Source organism: Aliirhizobium smilacinae, assembly GCF_006335145.1.
Classification (GTDB): Bacteria; Pseudomonadota; Alphaproteobacteria; order Rhizobiales; family Rhizobiaceae; genus Neorhizobium; species Neorhizobium smilacinae.
The window spans coordinates 265,541-292,421 of the sequence record NZ_VDMN01000004.1 but is presented as its reverse complement, the minus strand read 5'-3'; the positions used below and the strand labels follow the sequence as shown (position 1 = coordinate 292,421).

Sequence of the window (26,881 nt, the reverse complement as noted above, 5' to 3'; positions counted from 1 at the left end):
TTCAGGCGCCGAGACCAAGCCCGTAACGGGCGGCCATCACGGCCGCCCAGCCAACTGCAAGGATCGTAAGGCCCGGAAAACGCAGGCCAACGACCAGCGCTACGACCATGGCGATTTTGATGTCCCAGCCGCCATAAATGAAAGGCGGTGCCACCAGCGTCGTCAATACGGCTGCCGGCACAGCGTTCAGCGCCGATTCCACTCGTGGCGGAATGCGTTTCATGCTGCTCATCAGCACATAACCACCGATGCGGGTGAAATACGTGGCGATCGCTGCGACCACGATAAGCATGGCCGTGTCGGGATCGATTGAGAAAGCGCTTATCTCGGTCATTTACATCGCCTCCCGTTCTATTTCCGATACGTCCGGTTCCTCATGCATCTTGGGTGGCGGCAGGATGGCGGCGACCAGAATGCCGAGCGCTGCTCCGACGCTGATATGCCAGGGTGAACCGACGATATGGAAAGCAGCGACCGAACCGATCGCTCCCGCGAGCATGACGGGGATAAAGTTGTGGCGGCTACGGAAACCCATGGTCAGGCCGAGGAAATAGATCGGCAGCAGCACATCGATGCCGAGCGCTTTCGGATCGCCGATCATCCGGCCGAAGAACGCGCCGATGACCGTCGTCAGTATCCAGGAGACCCAAACGACGGCCCCCATGGCAAAGTACCATCGAAAAGTCGCGGGCTTGCAGCTGTCTTCACGTTTCACCGTTTCGGCGAATTGCGGATCGACCAGCAGGAAAAACGCCAGCCAGCGCTGGACATGCGGATAACGGCCAAGCACGGGTGTGAGGGCGGCCGAATAGAGAATATGGCGAAAGTTTACCGCCAGAATGGAGAGCACGATCACCCACGCCGCAACGTGGTGGCCAAAAAGTTCGATGCCGACCAGCTGGCTGGCGCCGCCATAAACGAGACCACTCATCAATGCGGCTTCGGTTATGCTGAAACCGTTATCGACCGCGATGGCGCCGAAAAGAATGCCGAACGGGGCCGATGAAATGGCGACGATGGCGCCCTTCTTCAGGCCGTTTGTCAGCTGTTCGTGACTATCCATGCATTGTTCCCGCGGCACGGCGGTTCGGTGCGGGTCTGACTGGGCAGATTTCCGCACTATCCGCATGTTTCTCCATAGGATGTGCGTGTAGAAGCAGTCGCACCAACTGGCAATTGAATTGCGTTTATTCAACTTATCGATTTTGCTGATCGATACCCAGTGCAGGACAATGAAGATCGAGTTGGAAGTCCGAGAATTTCGCGTTAATCGGCCAGGATCACGTCGCTGCTGACGATATCGATACCGCGCTCCCGCATTTCCGAAATGGCATCCTTCACGCCTTGCAGATCGATGCCGCGGCTCGCGTCGGATATGAAGCGGACGTTGACCTCCGGCAGCATATCGCGCGCGTCAATAGCCGAGAACTTGACGCAATAGTCTGTCGCAAGTCCACATATGTCGAGTTCCGTCACCTGTTGCGCCTTGAGGTAACCGGCAAGCCCGGTCAACGCGGCACGATCGTTATCGCGAAAGGCGGAATAACTATCGACTGCGGGGTTTTCGCCCTTCTGCTGAATATAGTCGATTTCGCTTACATCGAGGTCCGGATGGAACTCCGCATCCGGGGTGCCCTGGACGCAATGATCCGGCCACATGACCTGGGGCTGGCCGGACAGTTCACCCATGTCGAAAGGTTTTTTGCCGGGGTGTTGGGAGGCGAAGCTGCCATGGTTGACCGGGTGCCAATCCTGGGAGGCGACGACAACGTCATATCCGCCGTCGCGAATCAGGCGGTTGGCGACGGCAACCACCGAATCGCCGTCCGGTACGGGCAGGTTTCCACCTGGGCAAAAACCATTCTGCATGTCGATCAACAGCAGTGCTTTCATGATGTTCTCCCGCGTTTGTGACAGCAGAATGCCAAGGCACCATTCGGCGATCAAGAAAATTATTCAAGCAATTCATGGTCATCGCGAAGGTGTTGTTGAGTTATCTAAATTAGAAATAGCTTATTAAGCATGTTGCGAAATGATTGGTTATCCGAATTGGAGGGGTCACCATGAAACGCCTTATTCTTCCCGCAATCGCCTTGCCCGTCACGCTTGTCTCCAGCTTTTACAGTACCACCGCGCATGCGCAGTCAGCACCGCTCGTCAATGTCTGCTCGGGCCTGAGTGTCGATCTGCCGGTATTGCAACCGCTCACTTCCGGGCTCGGGGCTATTCTCAGCCCATTGTCGTCATTGATCGATCTCAACCTCACCGGCGCCCTGAGCGGCAAGAATATCGGCGTCAACGTTCTCGATACCAACGGGCAGGCGGTCAACAGTGCGGATTGCGGGCTGGCGGCCGACTCGATCGATATCGACGATGCTCGGGGTATCTCGATGGGCGGCGGCAGTCTCACCGGGCTCGGTGGGGCGGGCAATGCGGCATCTGTCGCGGGTGAGGTGAACTCGGTTGCCATTGGTAACGGGGCAAATACAAGCGTGGCGGCCACGAATGCAATCGCACTCGGCCTGCGCGGCACGGTGACTGCCGCAAACGGTGTCGCGCTCGGGGCTGACACGAATGTAAGTGCGGCCGGTGGCGTTGCGCTCGGTTCCGGTTCGGTGGCATCTCGTGCCGGTATGGCCGGTGCAACAGAACTCTTTTCGGGAACTGCGGTCTCTTCGACCGCCGGTGCGGTTTCAGTCGGTACGGCAGGCGGCGAGCGCCAAATCACCAATGTCGCGGGTGGCACGGCCGATACGGATGCCGTCAACGTCAGGCAGCTGCGGGCAGTCAGCAATACCGTCACGACCGGGCTGGGGGACGTGGCCATCGCGCTTGGCGGCGGATCCAGCTATAACAGCAACACCAATGTCTTCACCGGCCCGAGCTACACGCTGCGGGGCAACACCTATACCGACGTCAACTCGGCGCTTCAGGCGATCAATTCCTTCATCGGAGGTGCAGGCACCAATGGGGCCTTGGCAGCCAACAACACGAGCGGCCTGCCGAATGCCGTTGCCACCGGTGCCGATGCGACTGCCGTCGGTTACGGTTCAAGTGCCGCACACGCCAACAGCACCGCGATCGGTCGTGGCGCGACCACGACCCGGGCCGGTCAGGTGATGATCGGTACGTCCACGAATACCTACACGATGCCGGGCGTTACATCGACTGCAAGCCGGGCAGCGCAGAGCGGCCCCACGCAGGTTCTGACGACAGATGCGGCCGGCAATATAGCGTCTGCCAATATCGACGTGAACCGGATCAGCTCGGATATCTCCAGCCTACGCGGTGATATTTCCAGCCTGCGCAGCGAAACACGCAAGGGTATTGCTGCTGCGATGTCGATGACGGCTGCGCCAAAACCTTCTGCACCGGGCAAGACATCCTGGTCGACGAACATCGCCGGGTACCACGGCGAAATGGCGACGAGCTTTGCGGTGGCTCATATGTTCGACAGCAACTATCCGGTCGTCTTCGATGCCTCGGTCGGTTATTCGCCTGGCGGTGGCGCGCCCGGCGTTCGTGTCGGTCTCTCCGGCGAGTTCTGATCGTATCCCTTCCTAACCCCTGCCGAACTGGTACTCCCCCCGCCATTCGGCTCGTTCCACCCCGCGATTCCCCTCGCGGGGTGGAATGTTTTAAGCATTGCTTTGACTGGTTTTCGGTGCCGTGAGAGAAATTTATTCTCATAAATGTGCCAGCGGTCAGAAAACCTAACCTCGTCATGCTCCGGCGATACCAATAGGTAAGGCGTATAATAAGGAGCATAATTCGATGTCGATTTCGTCCTCCCTGGGATCAGGAGCGACTGTGCCGCCGCTCGGAACGCCTGGTCTCGTTTCCCTTGTCGTTCTCGTTGCCGGCACGCTGGCGCTCGGTGCCATTTACGGACCAGCCCAGGGCGCGCTTTTTCTTGTCGGTGGTGCGCTGGGCATTTCGCTTTATCATGCGGCCTTCGGCTTCACCTCGGCATGGCGGGTTTTCATCGCCGAGGGCAGGGGACGCGGCCTGCGCGTCCAGATGATCCTGCTTGCCCTTGCAGTCATCCTGTTCTTTCCTTTTCTGGCCAGCGGCACGTTGTTCGGCAATGAAGTGCGCGGCAATATTTCGCCGGCCGGTATCGGTGTCATTGCCGGCGCTTTCATGTTCGGCGTCGGCATGCAGCTTGGCGGCGGTTGCGCTTCCGGCACGTTGTTCACCGCCGGCGGCGGCAATGCTCGTATGCTGGTCACGCTGTTCTTCTTCATTGTCGGCTCGCTCGTCGCCACGCTGCATACGGGCTGGTGGGCGGCGCTGCCTGCGCTGCCGCCGACCGCGCTTTTCCAGACCTTTGGTGCTGTCGGTGGCATTGCAGTGTCTCTGGCCATTTTCGGCGCTATCGCCGCCATCACGGTCGTCGTCGAAAAGAAGCGGAACGGCGCGCTTGAACAGGCTCCGCCGTCGCCACGCCAAGGTTTTGCCCGGTATTTGCGTGGGCCATGGCCGCTGGTCTTCGGTGCGATCGCGCTTGTCATCCTTAACTTTGCAACGCTTGCAATCGCGGGTCGCCCCTGGGGCGTCACTTCGGCCTTCGCGCTGTGGGGCGCCAAGGGTGCGCAACTGATCGGCATCGATCCGGCCTCCTGGCCCTATTGGCAGCAGCCGGGCAATGCCAAGGCGCTGGCAGCTAGCGTATTTGCCGATGTGACTTCGGTGATGGATTTCGGCATCATTGCCGGTGCCATGCTGGCCGCGGCTCTCGCCGGCAAGTTCGCGCCGAACCTCGATATTCCGCTACGCTCTGTTTTCGCTGCCGTGATTGGCGGGCTGTTGCTGGGCTATGGCGCCCGGATTGCCTATGGCTGCAACATCGGCGCCTATTTTTCGGGGATCGCTTCAGGGAGCCTTCATGGTTACCTTTGGGCGGTGGCCGCTTTTGTCGGCAATGTCGTCGGCGTCAAGTTCAGGCCGTGGTTCTTCAACGAAGGCCGCACGATCCGCCGGATCGACGGCTGAAAATACTGACCGAGCAGAACCTGACGGCCACGTATTTCGTGGCCGTTTTCCGTTGCCGAGCGCCCTTGTTTTTCTGTCGCATAGTGCCGCATACCCGGTAATTTAAGCCCCTTGCCTTGAATAACCGGTCTTTTGTCGCTAAACAGCAACGGTCGTCAGCTTGACCCGCCTTAATTCCCGAGGCCAGAAACACAGCCTCGCCGCATTTCGGCTAAACTTCCGGCGGCATGCGCTTTTATGAGCGCCATCGAAACTGATCGGGGCGGCGTAAAGACATTGGTTACCATAATCGTTCATTCTCTCACCCATTCGCAGGGCGGTTTTACGCGGAATCATTCCGTTTCGCAAAACCACCCCAGTCTGGTAAGCGAGGCGCCCTTTGCGACCTTTGCAGTGATGAGTAACGGTTCGGGTAACGAGTGATGGTGCGTAGGGTCGAAGCCTCCACGAAGCGGAATCAGGTCTCGAAGCGATCGGCAAAGCGCAAGCGCGGCCGATCGATTCTCTTGAATATGACCATCGGTATCGGACTTACCGTTGCAGCGCTGATCGGCGCTTCGGCCGTCACCGTGGCAACCGCGGTGAAGCCTGCCAAGGATCTGCATTTTCAGACCGCGCTTCTTTCGCCCGTCGTCACAGGCGGGCATCTGACGCGGGATCTCGGCGAGAGAACCCTCGACGTCTCCAAATTCTCCCGGCTTCCTGGCCGTGCAGCCGCTGAACCCAAAGGTTCGCGTCTCGCCGGGGCCGAGATCGCTGCCTTGGCAGCTTTGCGTCCTGAAGGTTCAACCGTCCGGCAAGCTCTTCACCACGCCATGGCGAAAGCTGCGCGTCGGGTGGAAACGGACCAGCAGTTTGCTGCTCTGACGACCAAACGTCCCGGCAGCGATGCCATACGCTCGGCGCTTGGGCAGGCAATGGAAGGCACCGTTCTGGTTGCGCCGCGAGGCGAGGGCGCAATGCCCGACATGATCCAGGACGCGGAAAACGTCACCAACGTCGCCGCACTGAAGGATATGAAGCCAGTCGAAATGGCTTCACTCGATACGTCGGATGGCGATGATGTTTCGATCAACCAGCCGTCGGTCGAAATCACGCAGGATGTGGTGGCACTCGCCGTTCCGCCGGCTGCTGACACCTACGCGCTTCCGAAGGCTGGTCCGCTTCCCGTCATCCGGCCAGCGGCTGGCATGCGTGGCGACGATGCAAAGCCGGCAGGCCGCGCCAATGCGCTTGCTGCGATCGCATCGGTCGCGCCGCAGAAACCGGGCAAGGCTGACGGGGATGACAAGCCGACGGTGCTTGCTTTCGCCAAGCCGGACAACCCGATGCGCGAGGAGCCGGTAACCCCGTCTGCGCCTTCGCCCAAGTGGCAGGGTCTCGGTACCAAGGTTGCAATCTACGACATCACCAATGGTGTCGTGCATATGCCGAACGGCACCAAGCTAGAAGCCCATTCCGGCATCGGCAGCATGCGCGACAATCCTAAATTCACCCATGTGAAGATGCGCGGTCCGACGCCTCCCGGCACCTACAAGCTTTCGATGCGCGAATCTCTGTTCCACGGCGTTGCCGCCATTCGCCTGACGCCGACTGACGGCAAGCCGCCGCAGGGCCGCACAGGCCTTCTGGCACACAGTTTTCTGCTTCGTGTCCGTGGCGATTCGCATGGATGCGTCGCCTTCGCCGATTACGACCGTTTCCTCAAGGCGTTTCAGCGCGGCGAGATCACCCACATGATCATCGTGAACAAGTGGGACGGAAAACGCCCCGGCTCAGGTTCTGGCGGTGGCTTCCTGGCCAAGCTGTTCAACAACAACGACGCATAAAAAAACGGAGCCTCAGGGCTCCGTTTTCGTATTCAGCCATGTCTTGTTCAGCCAAGCGTATTGCGGATGGCACGCAGGAAGATCTTTGCCCCGATCGGGATCAGGTCGTCCGGAAAATCGTAATTCGGGTTGTGCGGAGCGGGGTGGTTTTCTCCGGCACCGAGAAACAGCATGGCCGATTTGGATACCGCGCCGAAACGACCGAAATCTTCCGAGGCGCGGAACCCTTCGCCCGGTTCATGGGATACGCCTTCCGCATCCATTGCGGCACGCAGGATGTCGGCGGCTTCAGCGTCGTTGACGCAATGTCCGAACACTTCCTGATATTCGATCTCAAGCTTCAGTCCGCTCGCCGCGGAAGCCTCACTGGCCATGGTCTCTGCCTTATCGACGAGCGCGGCCATCTGATCGTCGGTGGACGTTCGCAACGTTACCCAGATCTCGCCGTGGCCGGGCGCTACACCGACGGTTGGCTCTCCGATCGCGGCGTGGGTGACTGTGGCGCGGACAAGGTCGCCGTCCAATACCGTGCCGACCGACAAGGTATTGAGTCCGGGCATCAGGGCCGCGACGGCACTTACCGGAGAGGTCCCCGTTTCGGGATAGGCGGCATGGGCCGTCTTGCCCGTCAGCGTGATCTTCATGCCGCGGGAAGCGCAGTTGGCCGGTCCATTCTTCAGCCAGACATGACCGAAGGGCACACCGGGCATGTTATGCTGCGACAGGCTGAAATCCGGCGTCAGTGCAGCGAATTTCTCATCGGCGATGACGGCTGCGGCGCCAGCGCCGTTTTCTTCCGCCGGCTGAAAGAGAAGGATCGCGCGACCCTTCTTCGGGCGTTCTCGGCCAAGCGCGCGGCCGACAGCCGCAAGCGTCGCCATGTGGCCATCATGTCCGCACATGTGGCTCTTGCCGGGAATTTTCGACCTATATTCCGGCTCTCCCAGTTCCTCGATCGGCAGGGCATCGAGTTCGGCGCGGATCATCACCGACTGGCCGGGAGTGCCACTGTCATAGATCACCGCCACACCTGTGCCGCCAAGTCCCTCCACGATCGCATCCGGCCCTGTCTCTCGCATGAAGCGAACGACTTCCCTGGCGGTCTCTACCTCCTCGCCGGACACTTCCGGCATGGTATGAAGATGGCGGCGCCATGCAGTGGTTTCGATGATGTCGTGATTGGTGAGGGACATTATATGTGCTCCGTGTGGCTGGACAAAAGACCTAACGAACACGCTTGAGCGCGGCAATGCGACGAAAGAATTTCGCGTCTGAAATTTTCCGGCAACAAATGAGGCGTCAAGTCGCCTCTGTTGGATAAGTTTTTGAAGGAATAGAAATATGACCGACATCGGTCTTTTGGGTTGCTCGTTTGTGAAGCGTGCGTTGTTGATATTGGCCATGCTGACGGCTTCCCTGGCAGCCCCGGTCTACGCGCAACAGCCATTGGATAATCTTTTTGGCGCACGCGTTGAACGCGATATTGCCTACGGTCCTATGTCCGAGCAAAGGATGGATGTCTATCTACCAAAAAACGCTCGAAAATCCCCGATCATACTTATGGTGCACGGCGGAGCATGGACGGTTGGCTCGAAATCCGCCCGAGGTGTAGTAGAGAACAAGGTTGCGCACTGGTTGCCGAAGGGCTTCATCTTCGTATCGGTCGAGACAAGATTGATGCCGGCTGCCGATCCACTTCAGCAGGCGGCAGACGTTGCAGCCGCAATGGCGGTGGCCCAGCGACGAGCTGGCTCATGGGGTGGTGATCCCTCGAAGATCGTATTGATGGGACATTCAGCCGGCGCTCACCTCGTGGCACTCGTCTCTACAGATCGTTCGATCGCTGAAAAGGCAGGCGTAAAGCAATGGGCAGGAACGGTGGCGCTCGATAGCGCAGCCTACGATGTTTCGGCGATCATGGAGCGGCCAGGCCATCCCAGGTTTTATGATCGGGTGTTCGGGAGCGATCCACGCTTCTGGTCAAAAGCCTCGCCAGCGCTACAGTTGAACGGAAACGTGCCGCCCATGCTGCTTGTATGTTCCAGCCTGCGGCGCGATTCCTGCCCGCAGGCCGACGCCTTTGCCGGCCGCGCTGGCGGAAGAGCCGAGGTTCTCAAGGTTGCGCTGCGCCATGGCGCGATCAACAGCACTCTCGGCCTTGCCGGCACTTACACCCACCGGGTTGATGCTTTCCTGGATTCACTCGGAGTGAGATAGGCATATTTTACTGCTGGACGTATGTCGTCAAAAATGGATGCGGCAAAAGGCGTAGCGGCTCCCGTCACGCCTTTTCCACAAACCCATCCAGCACGCGCTTCTGCCCTGCTCGGTCGAACTCGATGGTCAGCTTGTTGCCCTCGATGCCTGCAACATTGCCATTGCCGAACTTGATGTGAAAGACCCGGTCGCCGATCGAAAATTTCGAGGGCGTGTCGGCCACGGATTTGGCCACGAGTTCGCCGTCGATCGTGCGACCGCGCGGGCCGCTTTCGCCGTAGCCGATGCGTTCCACCGCGTGGCCGGAGCGGTTGCCCCAGTTGTCGCGGGTGGCGTCGGTCTTGTTGGCCTGGGCGCGTTTCCAGCCGGGTGTCGAATAGGAGTTGGCGAAAGGTTCGGCCTTGTCGAAACGCGACTGGCCGTAACCGCCGCGCCCTCCGTAACCACCGTAATTCGACGAGTCGGAGGCCGCCACATCGACATGGCTCTGCGGCAGCTCTTCAAGGAAGCGTGACGGCAGGGTCGATTGCCAGAGACCATGGATGCGGCGATTGGAGACGAACCAGATATGGCAGCGCCGCTTGGCGCGAGTAATGCCGACATAAGCGAGACGACGTTCCTCCTCGAGCCCGGACCGGCCGCCTTCATCGAGTGCGCGCTGATGCGGAAACAGGCCTTCCTCCCAGCCAGGAAGGAAGACGGTCTCGAATTCCAGGCCTTTTGCCGAATGGAGTGTCATGATCGAGACGGCATCCAGGTTCTCGTTCTGCTCGGCATCCATGACGAGCGAGACGTGTTCGAGGAAACCTCGCATGGATTCGAAGGCCTCCATCGAGCGGATAAGTTCCTTCAGGTTGTCGAGACGACCCGGTGCTTCCGCCGACTTGTCGTTCTTCCACATGTCGGTATAGCCGGACTCTTCGAGGATCTGCTCGGCAAGTTCCGTGTGTTCCGTCCTTTCAAGTCGCTCCTGCCAGTTCCTGAAGTTTTGCACGACATCGAACAGCGCCTTGCGGGCCTTCGGCTTCAACTCGTCCGTCTCGACCATCTCGGAAGCGGCCTGCAACATCGGAACGTCGCGGGCGCGGGCGGAGTCGTGCAAATAACGTATGGTCGTGTCGCCAAGCCCTCGCTTGGGGGTATTGACGATACGCTCGAAGGCCAGATCGTCGGCCGGCTGGCAGACGAGGCGGAAATAGGCCATGGCATCGCGGATTTCGAGCCGTTCGTAAAAGCGCGGGCCGCCGATGACGCGATAATTCAGGCCGAGCGTGACGAAACGGTCTTCGAACTCGCGCATCTGGAAGGAGGCGCGCACGAGGATCGCCATATCGTTGAGCGCATGCTTCTTGCCGTCTCCATCGCCACGCTGCAGCCGTTCGATTTCCTCGCCGACAGCGCGGGCCTCTTCTTCCGAGTCCCAGGCAGCATGGACGATCACCTTCTCGTCGTCGGGATCGACGCGATCGGTGAACAGCGTTTTGCCCAACCGGCCTTCATTGTGCGCGATCAGGTGACCGGCAGCGCCGAGAATATGTTCGGTGGAACGATAATTGCGCTCCAGCTTGATCACCTTGGCGCCGTGAAAATCCTTTTCGAAACGCAGGATATTGTCCACCTCCGCCCCACGCCAGCCATAGATCGACTGGTCGTCGTCACCGACGCAACAGACGTTCTGAGGCACGTCCTTGGGGCGCTGGGCCAGAAGACGCAGCCACATATACTGTGCGGTATTGGTATCCTGATACTCGTCGACCAGAATATAGCGGAACTTCTGGTGATACTCCTTCAGAAGGTCCGGCGTCTTGCGGAAGATCGTGATCGGATGCAGCAGAAGATCGCCGAAATCGCAGGCGTTCAGCGTTCTCAAGCGTGCCTGATAGGCGGCATAAAGCTCGCGCCCCTTGCCGTTGGCGAAAGCGCGCGCATCGCCTTCCGGAATGTCGGGCGGCAACAAGCCCTTGTTCTTCCAGCCGTCGATCATGCCGGCGAACTGTTTTGCCGGCCAGCGCTTGTCGTCGAGATTTTCGGCCTGGATCAGCTGCTTGATCAGCCGGACGACGTCGTCGGTGTCGAGAATGGTGAAGTCCGAGCGCAGGCCCACCAGTTCCGCATGGCGCCGGAGGATCTTGACGCCGATCGAGTGGAACGTCCCGAGCCACGGCATGCCTTCGACAGCGCCGCCGACGAGAACGCCGATGCGCTCCTTCATTTCGCGCGCCGCCTTGTTGGTAAAGGTGACGGCGAGAATTTGGCTCGGCCATGCACGGCCGGTCTCCAGAATATGCGCAATACGGGTGGTCAGCACGCGCGTCTTGCCGGTGCCGGCGCCGGCGAGCACCAGAACCGGGCCGTCGATCGTTTCCACCGCTTCGCGCTGTTCCGGGTTGAGGCCGGAAAGATAGTCGGCGGCAGGGCGTGCGCCGTCGCGTGCGGCCATGGCGCGTGCGGCGATGCCAAGTCCACCCTGAGATCCGCCCAAAGGCCCGCTCTGTGTCGGCTGCTGGCGATCGGAAGGGACCTGCTGCCTGCGCGGCGCGGGTTCCGGCTCTTCGTCGAAGAACGGAATATCGTCGAAACTGTTGCTCATGCGGCCAATGTAGTGATTCGAGACCGAAAGGCCAGTCGATGTTCTCTTTTCATTCCAATGTTTGCGGAGGAAAAGCGCATCACAAGGCAAATTGAACGATAACACGCGAAATTCGTTCAGCTCGGTGACAGGGATGGATGGTCTGGTTTCTGCAACGGGCGGTATGGGTTCATTCTGACATAAGCGTGAAATCCCGTGATGTTACAAATCGGTAAGGCGATGGCACAGCCATTGCGTGTTCATAGGGAAACGGGGATACTCCTCACAACCCAATCATAGTTGCGAGGATATGCATGCGGATCTGGAACCAGCTTCTTTTGTCGGCTGCGGTTTTACTTGGAGGCCTCTGTTTCTGGGTTTATCTGTCGGCCGATGCTGGCCGTACGCTGGTATCCATGGGCGTTCCTCAGACGATCGTTTCCGCGATTAATCCGAAAGCAAGCGAACCGGTTTCTGCGACAGTCGCTGGGAATGGGCAACGCGCGACGGGTTCGGGCCGCAATCAGCGGAGTTCGGGAGAAGCGCAGGCCGTGCTCGTCTCGACAAGGCCGGTCGGAACAGGTGTCGTGAATGACAGCCTGTCTGCCATCGGCGATGGCGAGGCGATTCAATCGGTCATCGTGATGCCGCAGGCCTCCGGCACGATCAACGAGATCCTGGTGAAATCCGGCGACCGGGTGAAGAAGGGGCAGGCGCTTGCCAAGCTCGACGACGACGAGCAGATCATTCTGCGTGACCAGGCGCAGGTGCTTCTGCGCAGCGCGAAAGAAAAGTCGGAGAGCTACAGGAATCTGAAAAGTTTCTCCCGCCTCGATGTCCTGGATGCGCAGATTGCCGAGGAAACGGCCCAGCTCGCGCTGACCAATGCACAGCTTGCGCTTAAACGACGTTCCGTTGTGGCGCCGATCGATGGGATTGTCGGCATCGTCGCGATCAATATCGGCGACAACGTCACGACGACAAGCAATGTCGTAACAATAGACAACCGATCCGAACTGCTCGTCGATTTCTGGGCTCCAGAGCGTTTTGCCGTGCAGGTCAAGAACGATATGCCGGTCGAAGCCACGTCCATTTCACGTCCGGGGCAGACATTCAACGGCTCTATCGAGGCGGTGGACAACCGCGTCGATCCAGCTAGCCGCACCATCCGCATTCGCGCCAAGATCCCCAATGGCGACGACCAATTGCGGGCGGGCATGTCCTTCGGCGTGACGATGCGCTTTCCCGGCGAAACGTATCCCGCTGTCGATCCTTTGGCCATTCAATGGGACAGCCAGGGTTCGTTCGTCTGGCGTATCGAGGATCACAAGTCGGTAAAGACACGGGTCAGGATCATCCAGCGCAATCCGGATGCGATCCTTGTCGCTGCGGAGATCAATGAGGGTGACGCGATTGCGACGGAAGGCCTGCAGCGCGTTCGCGAAGGTGGTACGGTTCGTATTGCCGGTGAGAAGCCGCCGGAGGTTGCCAGCCGATGAGCGCGGATAACAACGGACAGTCGCAAGAGACGCCACAGGGCGCATCACAGGCTCAACCCGGCAAGCAGGGTTTTGCCGCGCTTTTCGTCCGGCGCCCCATCCTTGCTGCGGTTCTCAACACATTGCTTGTCGTCGCGGGTCTCGCAGCCCTTGTCGGCGTCGAAGTGCGCGAATTGCCGGATGTCGATCAGCCTGTCATCAGCGTGCGCACCACTTACGACGGTGCATCTGCGCAAACGATGGACCAGGAGGTGACGGACGTCATCGAAGGTGCCGTCGCGCGCGTCAGCGGTCTGAAGTCGATCTCGTCCGTCTCCGATTTCGGCCAGAGCCGCGTTACACTCGAATTCAGCGACACAGCCGATCTGGCCGTTGCCGCAAACGACGTGCGCGATGCACTCGGGCGGGTGACCGGCCAGTTGCCGGAGGATGCCGACGAACCGCGCATCATCAAGGCGGACAGCGACAGCCAGCCGATCATGCGGCTTGCCGTCACCTCGTCCACCATGTCGATGGAGGAACTGACGCTTCTCGTCGATAATGAAGTGTCCGACCGGCTTGCGGCCGTGGATGGCGTTGCTGACGTCGAACTTTACGGTGACCAGGAAAAGATTTTTCGCGTCGACGTGAACCAGACCGCGCTGGCGAGCCGTGGCCTGACGATTGCAGACCTTTCCAACGCATTGTCGACGGCGGCGATGGATGTGCCGGCAGGATCGCTTGAATCCTCGACGCAGGATATCGTCGTTCGCGCTACCGCCAACCTCACCAAACCCGAGGATTTCGAGAATATCCTGATCGGAGACAACATCAGGCTTCGCGATGTTGCGACCGTGATGCTCGGACCGGATGACGGGACGACCGCGCTTCGCTCAAACGGCGTTCAGGGCGTCGGTCTCGGCGTACTTCGCCAGGCACAGTCCAACACGCTCAGTATTTCGGAGGGCGTGCGGGCTGCCGTTGCCGAACTGTCGAAAAGCCTTCCCGAAGGCACGCGGATCGCAATCACCAGCGATGATGCCGTGTTCATCGAGGGGGCGCTGCACGAGGTGGAGATTGCGCTGGCCCTGTCCGGCACGATCGTCGTGTTGGTGATCTTCCTCTTCCTGCGCGACTGGAAGGCGACGCTCATTCCTGCGTTGACCATGCCGGTGGCGCTGATCGGCACGCTGGTTGCGATCTATATGGTCGGTTTCTCGATCAATATCCTGACACTGCTGGCGATCGTTCTCGCCACAGGCCTCGTGGTCGATGACGCGATCGTCGTGCTCGAGAATATCGTGCGGCGACGAGCCGAAGGCATGGGGCCGCGCGCCGCTGCCGTGATCGGCACCCAGGAAGTGTTTTTCGCGGTTCTTGCGACCACGGCGACGCTTGCCGCAGTCTTCATCCCGCTCTCGTTCCTTCCCGGCCAGATGGGCGGCTTGTTCCGCGAATTCGGCTTCGTTCTGGCTTTCGCCGTGGCGCTTTCGTCGATCACTGCGCTGACGCTCTGCCCGATGCTTGCATCCCGGATGCTGACCAAGCCGATCAAGGAAAAACATGACGGTCTGCTTGGCAGGTTCGGCACGCTGTTTGCCAATGTCTACCGCACGACCCTGCATGCCTGCCTGAATGCGCCGGCTGCGGTTGTTGTGGTCGCGCTTCTGTTCGGCGGTGCCGGCTTCATGGCTTTCAAGACGGTCAAGAGCGAGCTGACGCCGGCAGAAGACCGGGCGATGGTCTTTCTTCGGGCTACGGCGCCCGAAGGCGTCAGCCTGAAATACATGCGCGACAAGCTGCAGCAGGTCGAAGAAAAACTTCAGCCGCTTGTCGATTCCGGCGAAATCCAGAATATCTATTCGATCTCGGGGCAGGGCGGCGCCAAGAACAACGGCTTCATGGTGCTGACGCTCGCTCCATGGTCGGAACGTGACCGCAGCCAGGCGGAGATCGTCAAGGATATCAATGCGGCGACGGCAACCGTGCCGGCGCTGCGGGCCTTTGCGCAGCAGCAGAACAGCCTTCGTATCCGGGGCGCCGGCAATGGTTTGCAGATGGCGCTGGTCGGCACGAACCACGAACAGCTGACCGTAGCGGCGACAAAGCTCGTGGATTCCCTGCGCGAGACCAATCTGTTCGATACGCCGCGTCTCAACGACGAGCCGAACCAGGCGCAGATCTTCGTGACCGTCAATCGCGAGCGGGCGTCTGACCTGGGCATAAACATCACTGATCTCGGGACGGCGGTGCAGTCGCTGCTCGAAGGTCGTTCCGTCGTCGATGTCTTCGTCAATGGCGAGGCGATCCCGGTCAAGCTCAAGTCGACGACAAGACCTATCGACGATCCAACCGATCTCGAAAGCATTTTCCTGAAGACCAAGGATGGTCGGATGGTGCCGATGTCGACGGTTGCGACACTGGAAGAACGGGCGGTTTCGCCGACCCTGCGTCGCGAACAGCAGCTCGCATCGGTATCCTTCTCTGCAGGACTCAAGGATGGCGTTTCGCTCGGCCAGGCGGTTCAGGTTGCGACCGAACTTGCACAGCCGCTGATGCCGCAGGGATCGCGTCTGATCCCGCTTGCTGAAGCTGCAACGCTCAAGGAAAATTCCAGCGGCATGGCGCTCACCTTCGGATTTGCGATCGCCATCATCTTTCTGGTCTTGGCTGCCCAGTTCGAAAGCGTGCTTTCTTCGGTCATTATCATGTCGACGGTGCCATTGGGGCTTGCCTGCGCCGCGTTTGCATTGGTGCTGACCGGATCAAGCCTGAATGTCTACAGCCAGATCGGCCTGGTGCTGCTTGTCGGGGTGATGGCCAAGAACGGTATTTTGATCGTCGAATTCGCCAATCACCTGCGTAACGAGGGTGCCAATTGCCGTGAGGCGATCGAGCGGGCCTGCAGCCTGCGTCTGCGTCCCGTGATGATGACGATGATCGCGACCGTGATCGGTGGGCTGCCGCTGGTTCTGGCTCAAGGCGCCGGTGCCGAGGCGCGTATCGCGCTCGGCTGGGTGATCGTCGGCGGTCTCGGGTTCGCCACGCTGGTCACTCTATACATCACGCCGGTCGCTTATCTTCTGCTTGCCCGCTTCGCCAAGCCGCATGCGCATGAAGAAGCGCGTTTCCATGACGAACTGGAAAATGCGAAAAAGGGTCGGGCGAACGACAGCAAGCAGCCACCTCTCATGGCGGCCGAATAGGGATCGGTCACGAATGGTAGGCCACGTACCGTGCTGACCTCGTTTCGGCTGGACAAACAAGGCCCTGTCTCCTAACCAATCTCCTGCTCAGCATGCAGGAGATTTCGAGATGGCAGTTCGGGACGTTCAGTCTGGCGCGCGCAATGAAGACGGGATCAGGGCAGTTCTCGGTATTTTGAAGCAGGCGTTCGGGGATCGCTTTCAGACCGGCCAGTCGTTTCGTGAGCAACATGCGCACACGACCACATATCTGCCGGCACAATTGCCGGATGGTGTCGTTTTCGTCGAGACGAACGAAGATGTGAAATCCGTCGTCAGGACCTGCGCGGAACATCGCGTTCCCGTCATTCCCTTTGGCGTCGGCTCGTCGCTCGAGGGCCAGGTGAATGCGCCTTCGGGCGGTATCTCGGTCGATTTTTCCCGGATGAACAAGGTGTTGCGGATCAGCCCGGAAGATCTCGACGTCACTGTCGAACCCGGAATCACCCGTGAGGAACTCAATCGCGAATTGCGCGACACCGGCCTTTTCTTCCCCATTGATCCAGGTGCCAACGCCACGATCGGCGGCATGGCCTCTACCCGCGCATCGGGCACGAACGCGGTGCGTTACGGGACGATGAAGGACAATGTGTTAGCACTCACGGTCGTGACTGCAGACGGTGAGGAAATCCGCACGGCACGTCGGGCCAGGAAATCTTCGGCTGGCTATGATCTGACGCGGCTTTTCGTTGGCGCGGAAGGCACTCTCGGGGTTATTACCTCGGTGACGCTCAAGCTGCAGGGTATCCCTGAAAAGATCGGGGGTGGCGTCTGCGCCTTCCCGAGCGTCGAGGCGGCCTGCAATGCCGTTATCATGACGATCCAGATGGGCGTTCCGGTCGCGCGTATCGAATTGCTGGATGACGTTCAGATCAAGGCCTGCAATGCCTATTCGGATCTCTCCTATCCGGAAAAGCCGACGCTGTTTCTCGAATTCCACGGTACGGAAGATACGGTCCGTATCCAGTCGGAGCAGTTTGCCGAGATCGCTGCCGAATGCGGTGGTGACGAATTTCAGTGGACCGCGAATGCCGAGGAGCGCACAAAGCTCTGGAATGCGCGCCACAATGCCTATTGGGCCGGTCGTGCGCTCGATCCTTCGCTGAACGGTCTTTCGACGGATGTCTGCGTGCCGATCTCGAGGCTTGCCGAGTGCGTCGCCGAGACCCAGGCCGATATCCAGAGTTCCGGCCTGCTTGCGCCGATCGTCGGCCATGCGGGCGACGGCAATTTTCATGTTCTGGTGCTCTTCTATGACAAGGATCCGGCCTCGGTCGCCAATGTCGAGGCGTTTACCGAGCGGCTCAGCCGTCGCGCACTCGCGATGGACGGCACCTGTACCGGCGAACATGGCATAGGGCAGGGCAAGATCTCCTATCTCGACGAGGAACTCGGCGGCGCGCTGGACGTGATGCGCTCGGTCAAGAAGGGGCTCGATCCCGAAAACATCTTTAATCCCGGTAAGATCTTCCGAATGGCGCAGGCGTGACTTGAACGAGACGGTCGATCGTCTAGTGTGATTGAAAAAGGAGACTGGGACGGTGTTCGGACGCGTGATGGTGGCAATCGGCGGTTTGATCGTCTTGGTGCTCTTTGCAGCTCTGATTGCGCCGTTCTTTCTCAACTGGTCCAGCTTCCGCGTCGAGTTCGAGCAGCAGGCAAGCCGCATGCTCGGCAAGAAGGTTTCGGTGCATGGCGACGTCGATGCCCGCATCCTGCCGTTTCCCTCGATCACGCTGCACGATGTCCGTGTAGGCCAAGATCTGGACGGTCAGCCATTGGCGCAGATCGCCAGTTTCTCCATGGACATGGAACTGGCTCCCTTCCTTTCGGGAGAGGCGCGGATCTTCGACATGCGTATCGAAAACCCGACGGTGCGCGTCCACGTTCTGAAGGATGGGACGTTCGACTGGATGCGTGGGAGCCGCCCCGCGATTCCCACGCGTGTCGTGGTGATCGAGGACGTTCATGTCAGCAATGCCGCGGTTTCGGTGATCGACGAACAGTCCGGACGAACCAGAAACCTCACAGGACTGACGGCCGAAATGTCGGCCGCATCGCTTGCCGGCCCCTGGCGCGGTGATGGCAATGCCATTCTCGATGGCGAGGAAGCGCGGTTCAGCCTGATTACGGGAACAGTCGATGCCGAGGCACGACGCCTGCCGCTCCGGCTGCGGCTCTGGCCCGAAGAGGAACCTCTTGAGGTCAATCTTGAGGGCGAACTGACTTTGGCCGATAATGTGCCGACCTATGCCGGCAGTTTCACCGCGAATGTGCTGCAGGAAGAGGACGAAACGGAGCCGGTTTCGGCACCGCCGCCGGGCCCGCGTGTTAAGGGTGGTTTCGAAATTACCAACGATCGGATACGTGTTGCCGACTATCGGCTCGAGGTCGGGGCGTTAAACGATCCTTACGTCGTTACTGGAGAAGCGACGCTCGATACAGGAAGCAAGCAGGAGTTCCTGCTGACGGCCGAAGGCCAGCAGATCGACGTCAACAAGCTTGGCCAACAGGGAACGCGTGGCAAGACGGGTCGGGACGCTGCCGCCTCTGCGCAACGCCGGCTTCAAGCTTTCGTCGAGATGGCCGCGTCGATACCCATCCCTCAGGTTCCCGGCCGGGCCAGCCTGAAGCTGCCGGCCGTCATTCTGAACGACACGACGATCCGCGATATCCAGCTCGACGTGCGTCCGGCGGACGGAGGATGGACGGTCGACAAGGCAATCGCGACCCTTCCGGGGCGTACCCGGATGGAAGCCGGCGGAGCATTGGTTCTGCAGGGTAGCCCGTCCTTCAAGGGTAATGTACTTTTCGCCTCCACCCAGCCTTCCGGTCTGGCCGACTGGCTTTCGGGCCGTGTCGATCCGGCGATCCGGCAGCTTCGCACGGCCGGCTTTTCTTCCAAGGTCGACCTGACAAGCGATATCCAGCGTTTCGACGATCTGGAACTCGCGATCGGGCCTGCCACGCTTCAAGGGAGTCTCGAGCGGCAGTCTCAGGGCGCCCATTCGCCGGGTCTGTCCGTGAACCTTTCGGGCGACGAGATAGATCTCGATGCGATGAGGGCGCTCGCCTCGCTGGTGACCGGTGAGGATGCCGGCCGGAGCGTGCTCGACCACCGGCTGGAGGCGAAGCTCAAGGCCCAGAAGTTCACGGCGTCGGGCGTTGTTGCGGAAAATGTCGATACGGCCTTCACCATGGCGGGCGGTGTTCTGTCGCTGGGCCATCTCTCCGTCGGCGACATTGCCGGTTCCCGGATCTCGGCGGAGGGAGAGATCGAAGGTTCGCTGCTTGAATATCGCGGTATCGCAAAAGTCCATTTCCAGTCCAAAGATCCAACGGCGTTCATGGCGATGCTGAAGCAGCAATTGCCGACCCACCCGGTTCTTGATCGCCTGAGCGCCAATGCGGCCTTCTATTCCGACACGGATCTGACCGCAGACCTGACGATCGGCCAGGACACGGGCGGTGCGGTCGTGAAGATTGCTGGCGCCATCAACGGCAGTGCAGTCAAGGCCGATGTCGATTTGCCGACCCTGTTCAACCTGACGGGCGGGGATGAGATGGCGATCACCGCATCGCTGGACAATCCGAAATCGGAAATCCTGCTCGGTCAGGCCGGACTGGATATTCTTCCCTTCGGCGGTGACGGGCCAGGCAACCTTGCGCTCGATGTCCGGAAGTCCTCTGATAAGCCGGCCCGCGCGAAACTGTCGTTCAGGACGGAAAGAACATCTGCCACGGCCAGCGGCGATATCTCCCTGATGGCGAATGATTTCGCCGAGGGGCAAGGACATATCGAGCTGAAGAGCCAGAACATCGAGCCTTATCTGCTCCTCACAGGCATCGGGATTCCGCAATTCGGCGGTGGACTGCCGTTGGATCTGCAGGCTGATTTCGCTCTTTCGGACAAATCTATCGAGGTCACATCGCTGCGTGGTGATGCAGACGGCAACCATATCGAGGGACGTCTTTCGATAGACCGTAGCGCGCCTAACCTGAAGGCTGACGGTGCGCTTGCCGTGGACACGCTGGATCTTGCCTGGCTCGGAGATGCGGTTTTCGGTCCTGCCGTAGAACCAGGTAATGGCAAGCCATCGGCAGAACCATTCTCCCTGCCGGTTTTTGGGGATAACCAAGTCTCTCTCGACATGAAGGCCAAAGCCTTCCATGCGGGAGAACTGGGCAGCATAACGAATTTCTCGGCAAGGCTTGGCCATCGAGGTGGCGGAATTTCGCTCGATGACGTTGTCGGCGACTGGCAGAGTGGAAAGATCGCAGGGAAACTGCTGATCTCCAATGGTAATGGTACGGGTATCCTGCAGACCAAACTGCGTGTCGAGAATGCCGATCTGTCGTCGCTCGTCTGGCGAAATGACGATCATCCCGTTGCAAGTGGCAGGGTTAGTTTCGAAGCTTCGGCGGAAGCGAGCGGAGGCAGCATGCGCGATCTCGCCGCAGCACTCAGCGGATCGGGTGACGTCCAGCTTTCCGGCCTGACCGTTCGTGGCATCAATGCGGACCTGCTTGAGCACATGATGGCGTCAGCCGATGCTACCAAGGGAGAAATGAAAGAAACCGAGGTCGGCAGGCAGGTGGCCGGTCTAGTTCATCAGGGTAGCGTCGATCTTGGACAGATACGCGTTCCGTTTTCGATCAGCGGCGGCGAGTTGCGTGTTCAGGAAATCAGGTCGCCAGCCGGCGGGCTCATCCTTGCCGCAGAAGGCAATACCAGCGTTTTCGAGCATGGCATGAATGCAACTGTTGCCGTAACCTATCACCCTGGTGACGAAGCCGTCGCGGGAGGCGATCCCACAGTCCGCCTGCTTTATTCGGGTGACCGGACAGCGCCTCGCGAGCGCGTCGATGTGTCGGCGCTGACGAACTTCCTGTCTCTGCGCGCCTATGAACAGGAGCGCCGCCGTGTCGAGATGCTTCAATCAAGCGTGCTTGAAAAGCAGCGCCTTCGCCGTGAAGTTTCGCTTTATAACTTCAGGGCTACGGAACGCGCAGCCGAAAAAGCGCGGCTCGAAGCAGAGGAACGACAGCGTCAGGCGATGATCGAGGCGGCTAGGGCGGCGGAACAGGAGCGGCAGCGCAAGGCGAGCGAGCTTCAACTCACCGTGCCGCCGACCAACGAAAATCTGCAACCCGGCAATCAATCCATCCGGCCGTTCGGCGAGGGGAACCTGCCGGGCATCGGCCAATAATACTCAGGCATGCACCTCGTGGATACTCTCCACGTTATCCGGCACGTCGTTTCCGGTTGCCGGGGCGGATCCCTTCAAATAGCGAAGAACGTAAAGGCGCAGCGAGGACGAGAGGTTGCCGAGGCCCCCGCGCTGGTCATCGATTTCGGTGATAAGGCCGGCGAGGCTCATGCCTCGTTGTTTGGCGATCGCCTTCAATTCGCACCAGAATTCATCCTCGAGGGAGAAACTCGTTCGATGCCCGTGAAGGGTTGCGGAATGCTTATGGATCAAGAGTGGCTCCGTGATCGTCATGACCAGAGGCCCCTATAAATTTGGCGGAACGGTGCTCGTCAAGCGACCCAAATAGGCACAGCTAACAGGCCCTTAATGTCCACTCAGTCTGGATCTTTTCGAGACTTTTCCAGCTTGCTTTGATCGAGAATCTTCTCTGCTTTCTCGTTTAGCGCACCGGTCAGCGATTTCTCAGCCTTGGTCCGGCCATGGCTGATTCGGTTCTGATCGGCATGTTTCTCTTTTTCAGAGCGAGCTTTGGCCTTCTTGAACTGCCGGAGATTGACGACGTCACCCATGGAACGGTCCTCGGCCGATCTGGCGCCTACTGTTTCTTGCGGAACGAATCGAGCGAAACGACCGAACCTTCCTTCTTCTCTTCACCGTCGTCCTTTGCCGGTTCCGACGACTTGGCGACGGCCTCGACAGGGATGGCAGTGATCTCTGCGGAGGTTTCTTCTTCATCGGTCATCGGAACTTCGAACTCGAGTTCGAAATTCACCGAGGGGTCATAGAAGCCGCGAATGGCGTTGAAGGGAATGACCAGCCGCTCCGGCGTGTCGGAGAAGGAGAGGCCGATCTCGAACTGCGTATCGGTGATCTTCAAGTCCCAGAACTGGTGCTGGACGACGATGGTCATCTGTTCGTTATACTTCGCCTTCAGGTGCTGCGATATGCGCACGCCGGGCGCGTTGGTCAGGAAGGTGATGAAGAAATGATGGTCACCGGGCAAGCGGCCCGTCGCCGCGACTTCGGTGAGGACCTTCCGAATGACGCCACGCAACGCATCCTGTGCCAGAATATCGTAACGGATATGATCCTGAGCCATGCGGTCCTGTCTTTCCCTTTTAACGTCTTTTAGTAAGACGCGTTATGCCATGCCATGCCCGCGTACGGAAGTCCCGAACCGTCGAGTCAGTTCATGATTGTATTCCATGAAAAAGGGAAGGTGAAGGCTTCTGTTGCCAGGTGCCTTCGGACCCCGCCTTACGGGGCTAACCGTAAGGACTTAGTTCGGATTTCCCGCACCGCCATTAGGCAGCGAGAGCGTAACCCTTAGCGTTGTTGTCATTTGCAACTACACTTGTGACCCGATAACGGCGGTATCATGCCGAGCAAAAGTTCGATCTTTACGCCCTTGTCGATCCTATTTCGCCCCCATCATAAACTGGCCATCAGAGGCCAGTTTATGGTGGAGGCGCCGGGTACCGCCCCCGGGTCCAATAGGTTTATTACACCGACCGTTTATCGCCATATCCGGACCGAAGTCCGGCAAGGCTGATATAGGTGTTTGCATGGCCGTTGAAAAGGGGGCTTGTCACATTGACATGACGATCTTGAAAAGGCGGGGACATGACGATCTGAAAAGCCGGGAAAAACCGCAATGCGTCACCGGCAGGTGATTGGTGTCCGCCTGCCATGCTATTATGTAAGTCCGAAATTCAGGAATCGGCGGGCAGCACCTATGAAACAGTATCTCGACCTTCTCCGGCATGTGATGGAAACCGGGACCGATCGCGGTGATCGCACCGGCACCGGAACGCGCTCCGTTTTCGGATATCAGATGCGTTTCGACCTGTCGGACGGCTTTCCGGTTCTGACGACGAAGAAGCTTCACCTCAAGTCGATCATCCATGAGCTGCTGTGGTTTCTGCAGGGCGATACGAATATCGCCTATCTCAAGGAAAACGGCGTCCGGATCTGGGACGAATGGGCCGACGAAAACGGCGATCTCGGTCCGGTCTACGGCTATCAGTGGCGCTCCTGGCCGAAGCCGGATGGCGGTCATGTCGACCAGATCGTACAGCTGATAGAGGGACTGAAGACCAACCCCAATTCCCGCAGGCATATCGTCTCGGCCTGGAACCCTGCGCAGGTGGACGACATGGCGCTGCCGCCGTGCCATTGCCTGTTCCAGTTCTACGTCGCAGACGGCAAACTCTTCTGCCAGCTCTATCAACGTTCGGCCGACATATTTTTGGGCGTACCCTTTAATATAGCGTCTTATGCCTTGCTGACGATGATGGTTGCGCAAGTCGTGGGTCTCAAGCCCGGCGAATTCGTTCACACGTTCGGCGATGCCCATATCTATTCAAACCATGTCGAGCAGGCCAAGCTGCAGATCACCCGTGATCCGAAGCCGCTGCCGACGATGAAGATCAATCCCGAGATCAAGGATATTTTCGGGTTCAAGTTCGAGGATTTCGAACTCGAAAACTACGTCGCCGACGCACACATCAGGGCAGCGGTGGCCGTCTGATGGCGCGGGTTCCGCTTGCGATAGTCGTTGCCGTCGCCCGCAACGGCGTGATCGGTCGTGATGGCGATATGCCGTGGAAGCTTTCGACCGACCTCAAACGCTTCAAAGCGATGACGCTCGGCAAGCCGATGATCGTCGGTCGCAAGACGCTTGATTCTTTCGGCGGCAAACCTTTGCCCGGACGGCCGCATATCATAGTGACGCGTGACCTATCCAGCCATATCGAAGGTGCGCAGCTCGCCGGCTCTGTGGAGGCGGCAGTGGCTATAGCGCAGGTGGTCGCTGCCGAGACTGGAGTCGATGAAATCGGCATAATAGGAGGCGGCGAGATCTACCGGCAATCGATCGATTTGGTCGAACGCCTCTATGTGACGCATGTCGAGACCGACATTGCCGATGGCGATACTTTTTTCCCCGATATCGATCCCGAAATTTTCGAGAAGGTCTCCGAAGAAGCCGTGCCTGCTGGCGAGAAGGACAATTATGCGACGCGTTTTGCCATCTATCGCCGGAAAATTGCGGCAAACTGAAACATTTCGTTACCGTTGACTTGGAAGTTATTGAACGCGCGTTGAAAGCGCCGCTTCTGATACCTATAACGGGCGGTAACCCTCGTAACTCTTCGAAGAGTTGAGTTGTGTGGGAAGGGAGACACTTACAAAGAGGTTTTGATGCCCTGGAGCAATCAGAATGGCGGCGGCGGCCCTTGGGGCGGCGGCGGCGGTGGCGGCAACAATCAAGGTCCATGGGGACAGGGACCAAATCGTCCGCGCGGTAATGGCGGCGGCGGTAATGGCGGCCCGCCCGATATCGAGGACATCATCCGTCGTAGTCAGGATCGGCTGAAGGGGATCGTACCGGGGGGCTTCAATGGTGGCGCGATGGTTATCGTGCTGCTCGTCATCGCGGCATTCCTGGTTTTCCAGTCCGTCTATACCGTGCAGCCGGACGAGCGTGGCGTCGAACTGAGGTTCGGTAAGCCCAAGGAAGAAATTTCCATGCCGGGCCTGCACTTCCATCTGTGGCCGCTTGAAACCGTCGAGATCGTCAAGGTGACCGAGCAGCAGCAGAATATCGGTGCACCGCGGGGATCGAATTCCAACGCCGGCTGGATGCTGACCGGCGACCAGAACATCGTCAACGTACAGTTCTCGGTTCTGTTCACCGTCACCGACCCGAAGGCCTATCTGTTTAACCTGGAAACACCGGCAGCAACGCTGCAGCAGGTAGCGGAAAGCGCCATGCGCGAGATCGTCGGACGCCGTCCTGCCCAGGACATTTTCCGCGATAACCGTGAAGGCATCTCCACGGAAGTTCGCAATATCATTCAGGGCACGATGGACACTTACGGTTCCGGCATCGCAATCAATGCCGTGCCGATCGAGGATGCGGCACCGCCGCGTGAGGTTGCCGATGCCTTCGAAGAAGTGCAGCGCGCCGAGCAGGATGAAGACCGCTTCCTCGAAGAAGCAAACCAGTATGCCAACCAGAAGCTCGGTCAGGCCCGTGGTCAGTCGGCACAGATCCGTGAAGAAGCTTCGGCTTACAAGGACCGGGTTGTCAACGAGGCACAGGGTGAGGCCCAGCGCTTCGTCTCCATCTACAACGAATATGCAAACGCGCCTGAAGTGACGCGCCGCCGCATCTTCATCGAGACGATGGAAACCGTGCTGAAATCGTCCAACAAGATCATCATGGATGGTCAGCAGCAGGGTGCGGTTCCGTATCTTCCGCTCAATGAGATGATCCGCAATCAAGCAGCACAGCCGCAGGGAGGCAGCCGATGATTTCCAACCGACTGCCCGCCATTCTCGTTGGCCTCGCGGTAATCCTTTTCCTCGTCTACTCCTCGGTATTCGTGGTGAACCAGCGTGAACAAGCCATTGTCATCCGTTTCGGTGAAATCCAGGACGTGAAGGATCAGCCCGGCATCTATTTCAAGCTGCCGTTTGCCTTCATGGACGCCGACCGGGTTCAATATGTAGAAAACCGTTCGCTGCGATTCGATCTGGACAATATCCGTGTTCAGGTTCGTGGCGGCGCGTTCTACGAAGTCGATGCCTTCGTGGTCTACGCGATCACAGATCCAAGGCGTTTCCGCGAAACGGTCTCGGGTGACCGGGAATCTGCGGAGTCCCGTCTCAGCACCCGTCTGGATGCGGCCTTGCGCCGGGTCTACGGTCTGCGTAACTTCAGTGCAGCGCTTTCTGACGAACGCGTTTCGATGATGCAGGAAGTCCGCGCTGACCTGAACGGTGCGGCCGAATCGCTTGGCCTCTCGATCCGCGACGTTCGTATTCGCCGTACCGATCTGACGCAGGAAGTTTCCTCGCAGACCTTCCAGCGCATGCGGGCGGAACGTCTAGCCGAAGCCGAGCTTATCCGCGCCCGCGGTAACGAAGCTGGCCAGCGTCGCCGGGCTATTGCCGACCGTGAAGTTGTCGAATTCGTCTCCGAAGCGCAGAAGGATTCTGAAATCCTGCGCGGTCAGGGCGATGCCGAGCGCAACCGGATCTTTGCGGAAGCGTTCCAGCGCGACCCGAGCTTCTTCGAGTTCTATCGCTCGATGCGAGCCTATGTTTCGGCTCTTGGAGACAACAACACGACGATGGTGCTTTCGCCGGACTCTGATTTCTTCAAGTTCTTCGAGTCACCGGATGGACGGAGCGCTCCGCCGGCAGGAGCTGCGGCTTCCACTCCACCGGCTCCAGCAAACTAAATCGATCAGGAAAGGGCGGCTTTGGCCGCCCTTTTCACGTTTTATGTGCAGAGGGGCGGCTTCCTCACGAAAAGGTAATTTCCTGC

General features: G+C 59.2%; 20 protein-coding genes and 1 other RNA gene. 12 read left to right on the top strand and 9 right to left on the bottom strand.

Annotated features, from left to right (window positions below; all coding sequences use genetic code 11):
• Position 1: 1 nt before the first annotated feature.
• The 3 genes from FHP24_RS19335 to pncA all read right to left on the bottom strand — a co-directional run bounded on the left by FHP24_RS19335 (position 2) and on the right by pncA (position 1,893).
• A complete protein-coding gene (locus tag FHP24_RS19335; protein ID WP_139677865.1) occupies positions 2 to 334 on the bottom strand; it encodes an AzlD family protein in 333 nt (110 codons plus the stop codon).
• Positions 335 to 1,063, bottom strand: a complete 729-nt coding sequence (locus tag FHP24_RS19330) for an AzlC family ABC transporter permease (protein ID WP_139677864.1) — start codon at positions 1,061 to 1,063, stop codon at positions 335 to 337.
• A gap of 203 nt (positions 1,064 to 1,266) precedes the next feature.
• A complete protein-coding gene (pncA, locus tag FHP24_RS19325; protein ID WP_139677863.1) occupies positions 1,267 to 1,893 on the bottom strand; it encodes a bifunctional nicotinamidase/pyrazinamidase in 627 nt (208 codons plus the stop codon).
• A gap of 170 nt (positions 1,894 to 2,063) precedes the next feature.
• Here pncA and FHP24_RS19320 point away from each other — a divergent pair, with 170 nt between their 5' ends.
• From FHP24_RS19320 to FHP24_RS19310, 3 genes are all read left to right on the top strand, one after another.
• Positions 2,064 to 3,548, top strand: coding sequence for a hypothetical protein (locus FHP24_RS19320; protein WP_139677862.1), 1,485 nt, complete (start codon positions 2,064 to 2,066; stop codon positions 3,546 to 3,548).
• Between the two features lie 226 nt (positions 3,549 to 3,774).
• Positions 3,775 to 4,995 (top strand): YeeE/YedE family protein, encoded by a 1,221-nt coding sequence (locus FHP24_RS19315; protein ID WP_139677861.1) that lies wholly within the window; start codon positions 3,775 to 3,777, stop codon positions 4,993 to 4,995.
• Between the two features lie 512 nt (positions 4,996 to 5,507).
• Positions 5,508 to 6,824 (top strand): DUF2778 domain-containing protein, encoded by a 1,317-nt coding sequence (locus FHP24_RS19310; RefSeq protein WP_246091839.1) that lies wholly within the window; start codon positions 5,508 to 5,510, stop codon positions 6,822 to 6,824.
• Positions 6,825 to 6,871: 47 nt separating this feature from the next.
• Here FHP24_RS19310 and FHP24_RS19305 read toward each other — a convergent pair whose 3' ends face one another.
• Positions 6,872 to 8,017: an amidohydrolase gene (locus FHP24_RS19305; protein ID WP_139677860.1), complete on the bottom strand. Its 1,146-nt coding sequence runs from the start codon at positions 8,015 to 8,017 to the stop codon at positions 6,872 to 6,874.
• A 148-nt stretch (positions 8,018 to 8,165) separates the two neighbouring features.
• Here FHP24_RS19305 and FHP24_RS19300 point away from each other — a divergent pair, with 148 nt between their 5' ends.
• On the top strand, positions 8,166 to 9,041 hold the full coding sequence (locus FHP24_RS19300) for an alpha/beta hydrolase (protein ID WP_139677859.1): 876 nt from the start codon (positions 8,166 to 8,168) through the stop codon (positions 9,039 to 9,041).
• 64 nt (positions 9,042 to 9,105) lie between these two features.
• Here FHP24_RS19300 and FHP24_RS19295 read toward each other — a convergent pair whose 3' ends face one another.
• Positions 9,106 to 11,631 (bottom strand): ATP-dependent helicase, encoded by a 2,526-nt coding sequence (locus FHP24_RS19295; protein WP_139677858.1) that lies wholly within the window; start codon positions 11,629 to 11,631, stop codon positions 9,106 to 9,108.
• A 293-nt stretch (positions 11,632 to 11,924) separates the two neighbouring features.
• Here FHP24_RS19295 and FHP24_RS19290 point away from each other — a divergent pair, with 293 nt between their 5' ends.
• The 4 genes from FHP24_RS19290 (at position 11,925) to FHP24_RS19275 (ending at position 21,543) form a co-directional block, all read left to right on the top strand.
• Positions 11,925 to 13,109, top strand: a complete 1,185-nt coding sequence (locus tag FHP24_RS19290; RefSeq protein ID WP_139677857.1) for an efflux RND transporter periplasmic adaptor subunit — start codon at positions 11,925 to 11,927, stop codon at positions 13,107 to 13,109.
• Positions 13,106 to 16,294 carry an efflux RND transporter permease subunit gene (locus FHP24_RS19285; RefSeq protein WP_139677856.1) on the top strand — a complete coding sequence of 1,063 codons (3,189 nt, stop codon included), beginning with the start codon at positions 13,106 to 13,108 and terminating at the stop codon, positions 16,292 to 16,294. Before FHP24_RS19290 ends, FHP24_RS19285 begins: the two co-directional genes overlap by 4 nt.
• A 109-nt stretch (positions 16,295 to 16,403) precedes the next feature.
• The gene (locus tag FHP24_RS19280) at positions 16,404 to 17,822 is read left to right on the top strand and encodes an FAD-binding oxidoreductase (RefSeq protein WP_139677855.1); all 1,419 of its coding nucleotides are present in this window, start codon (positions 16,404 to 16,406) and stop codon (positions 17,820 to 17,822) included.
• A 52-nt stretch (positions 17,823 to 17,874) separates the two neighbouring features.
• A complete protein-coding gene (locus FHP24_RS19275) occupies positions 17,875 to 21,543 on the top strand; it encodes an AsmA family protein (protein WP_139677854.1) in 3,669 nt (1,222 codons plus the stop codon).
• 3 nt (positions 21,544 to 21,546) lie between these two features.
• On the opposite strand, the gene FHP24_RS19270 is transcribed toward FHP24_RS19275, so the two are convergent.
• From FHP24_RS19270 to ssrA, 4 genes are all read right to left on the bottom strand, one after another.
• Complete coding sequence (locus tag FHP24_RS19270) at positions 21,547 to 21,837, bottom strand: ribbon-helix-helix domain-containing protein (protein WP_180356054.1); 291 nt, start codon at positions 21,835 to 21,837, stop codon at positions 21,547 to 21,549.
• 83 nt (positions 21,838 to 21,920) lie between these two features.
• Positions 21,921 to 22,115 carry a DUF4169 family protein gene (locus FHP24_RS19265; RefSeq protein ID WP_139677852.1) on the bottom strand — a complete coding sequence of 65 codons (195 nt, stop codon included), beginning with the start codon at positions 22,113 to 22,115 and terminating at the stop codon, positions 21,921 to 21,923.
• A gap of 26 nt (positions 22,116 to 22,141) precedes the next feature.
• Positions 22,142 to 22,645, bottom strand: a complete 504-nt coding sequence (locus tag FHP24_RS19260; RefSeq protein ID WP_139677851.1) for an SspB family protein — start codon at positions 22,643 to 22,645, stop codon at positions 22,142 to 22,144.
• A 119-nt stretch (positions 22,646 to 22,764) separates the two neighbouring features.
• Positions 22,765 to 23,129: a transfer-messenger RNA gene (gene ssrA, locus FHP24_RS19255) on the bottom strand.
• Positions 23,130 to 23,281: 152 nt separating this feature from the next.
• On the opposite strand from ssrA, the gene FHP24_RS19250 reads away from it, so the two are divergent.
• From FHP24_RS19250 to hflC, 4 genes are all read left to right on the top strand, one after another.
• Positions 23,282 to 24,076, top strand: coding sequence for a thymidylate synthase (locus tag FHP24_RS19250; protein WP_139677850.1), 795 nt, complete (start codon positions 23,282 to 23,284; stop codon positions 24,074 to 24,076).
• On the top strand, positions 24,076 to 24,606 hold the full coding sequence (locus tag FHP24_RS19245; RefSeq protein ID WP_139677849.1) for a dihydrofolate reductase: 531 nt from the start codon (positions 24,076 to 24,078) through the stop codon (positions 24,604 to 24,606). Before FHP24_RS19250 ends, FHP24_RS19245 begins: the two co-directional genes overlap by 1 nt.
• Before the next feature lie 141 nt (positions 24,607 to 24,747).
• Positions 24,748 to 25,863: an FtsH protease activity modulator HflK gene (hflK, locus tag FHP24_RS19240; RefSeq protein ID WP_139677848.1), complete on the top strand. Its 1,116-nt coding sequence runs from the start codon at positions 24,748 to 24,750 to the stop codon at positions 25,861 to 25,863.
• Positions 25,860 to 26,795, top strand: coding sequence for a protease modulator HflC (hflC, locus tag FHP24_RS19235; RefSeq protein ID WP_139677847.1), 936 nt, complete (start codon positions 25,860 to 25,862; stop codon positions 26,793 to 26,795). The genes hflK and hflC overlap by 4 nt, the downstream gene beginning before the upstream one ends.
• Positions 26,796 to 26,881 lie beyond the last annotated feature (86 nt).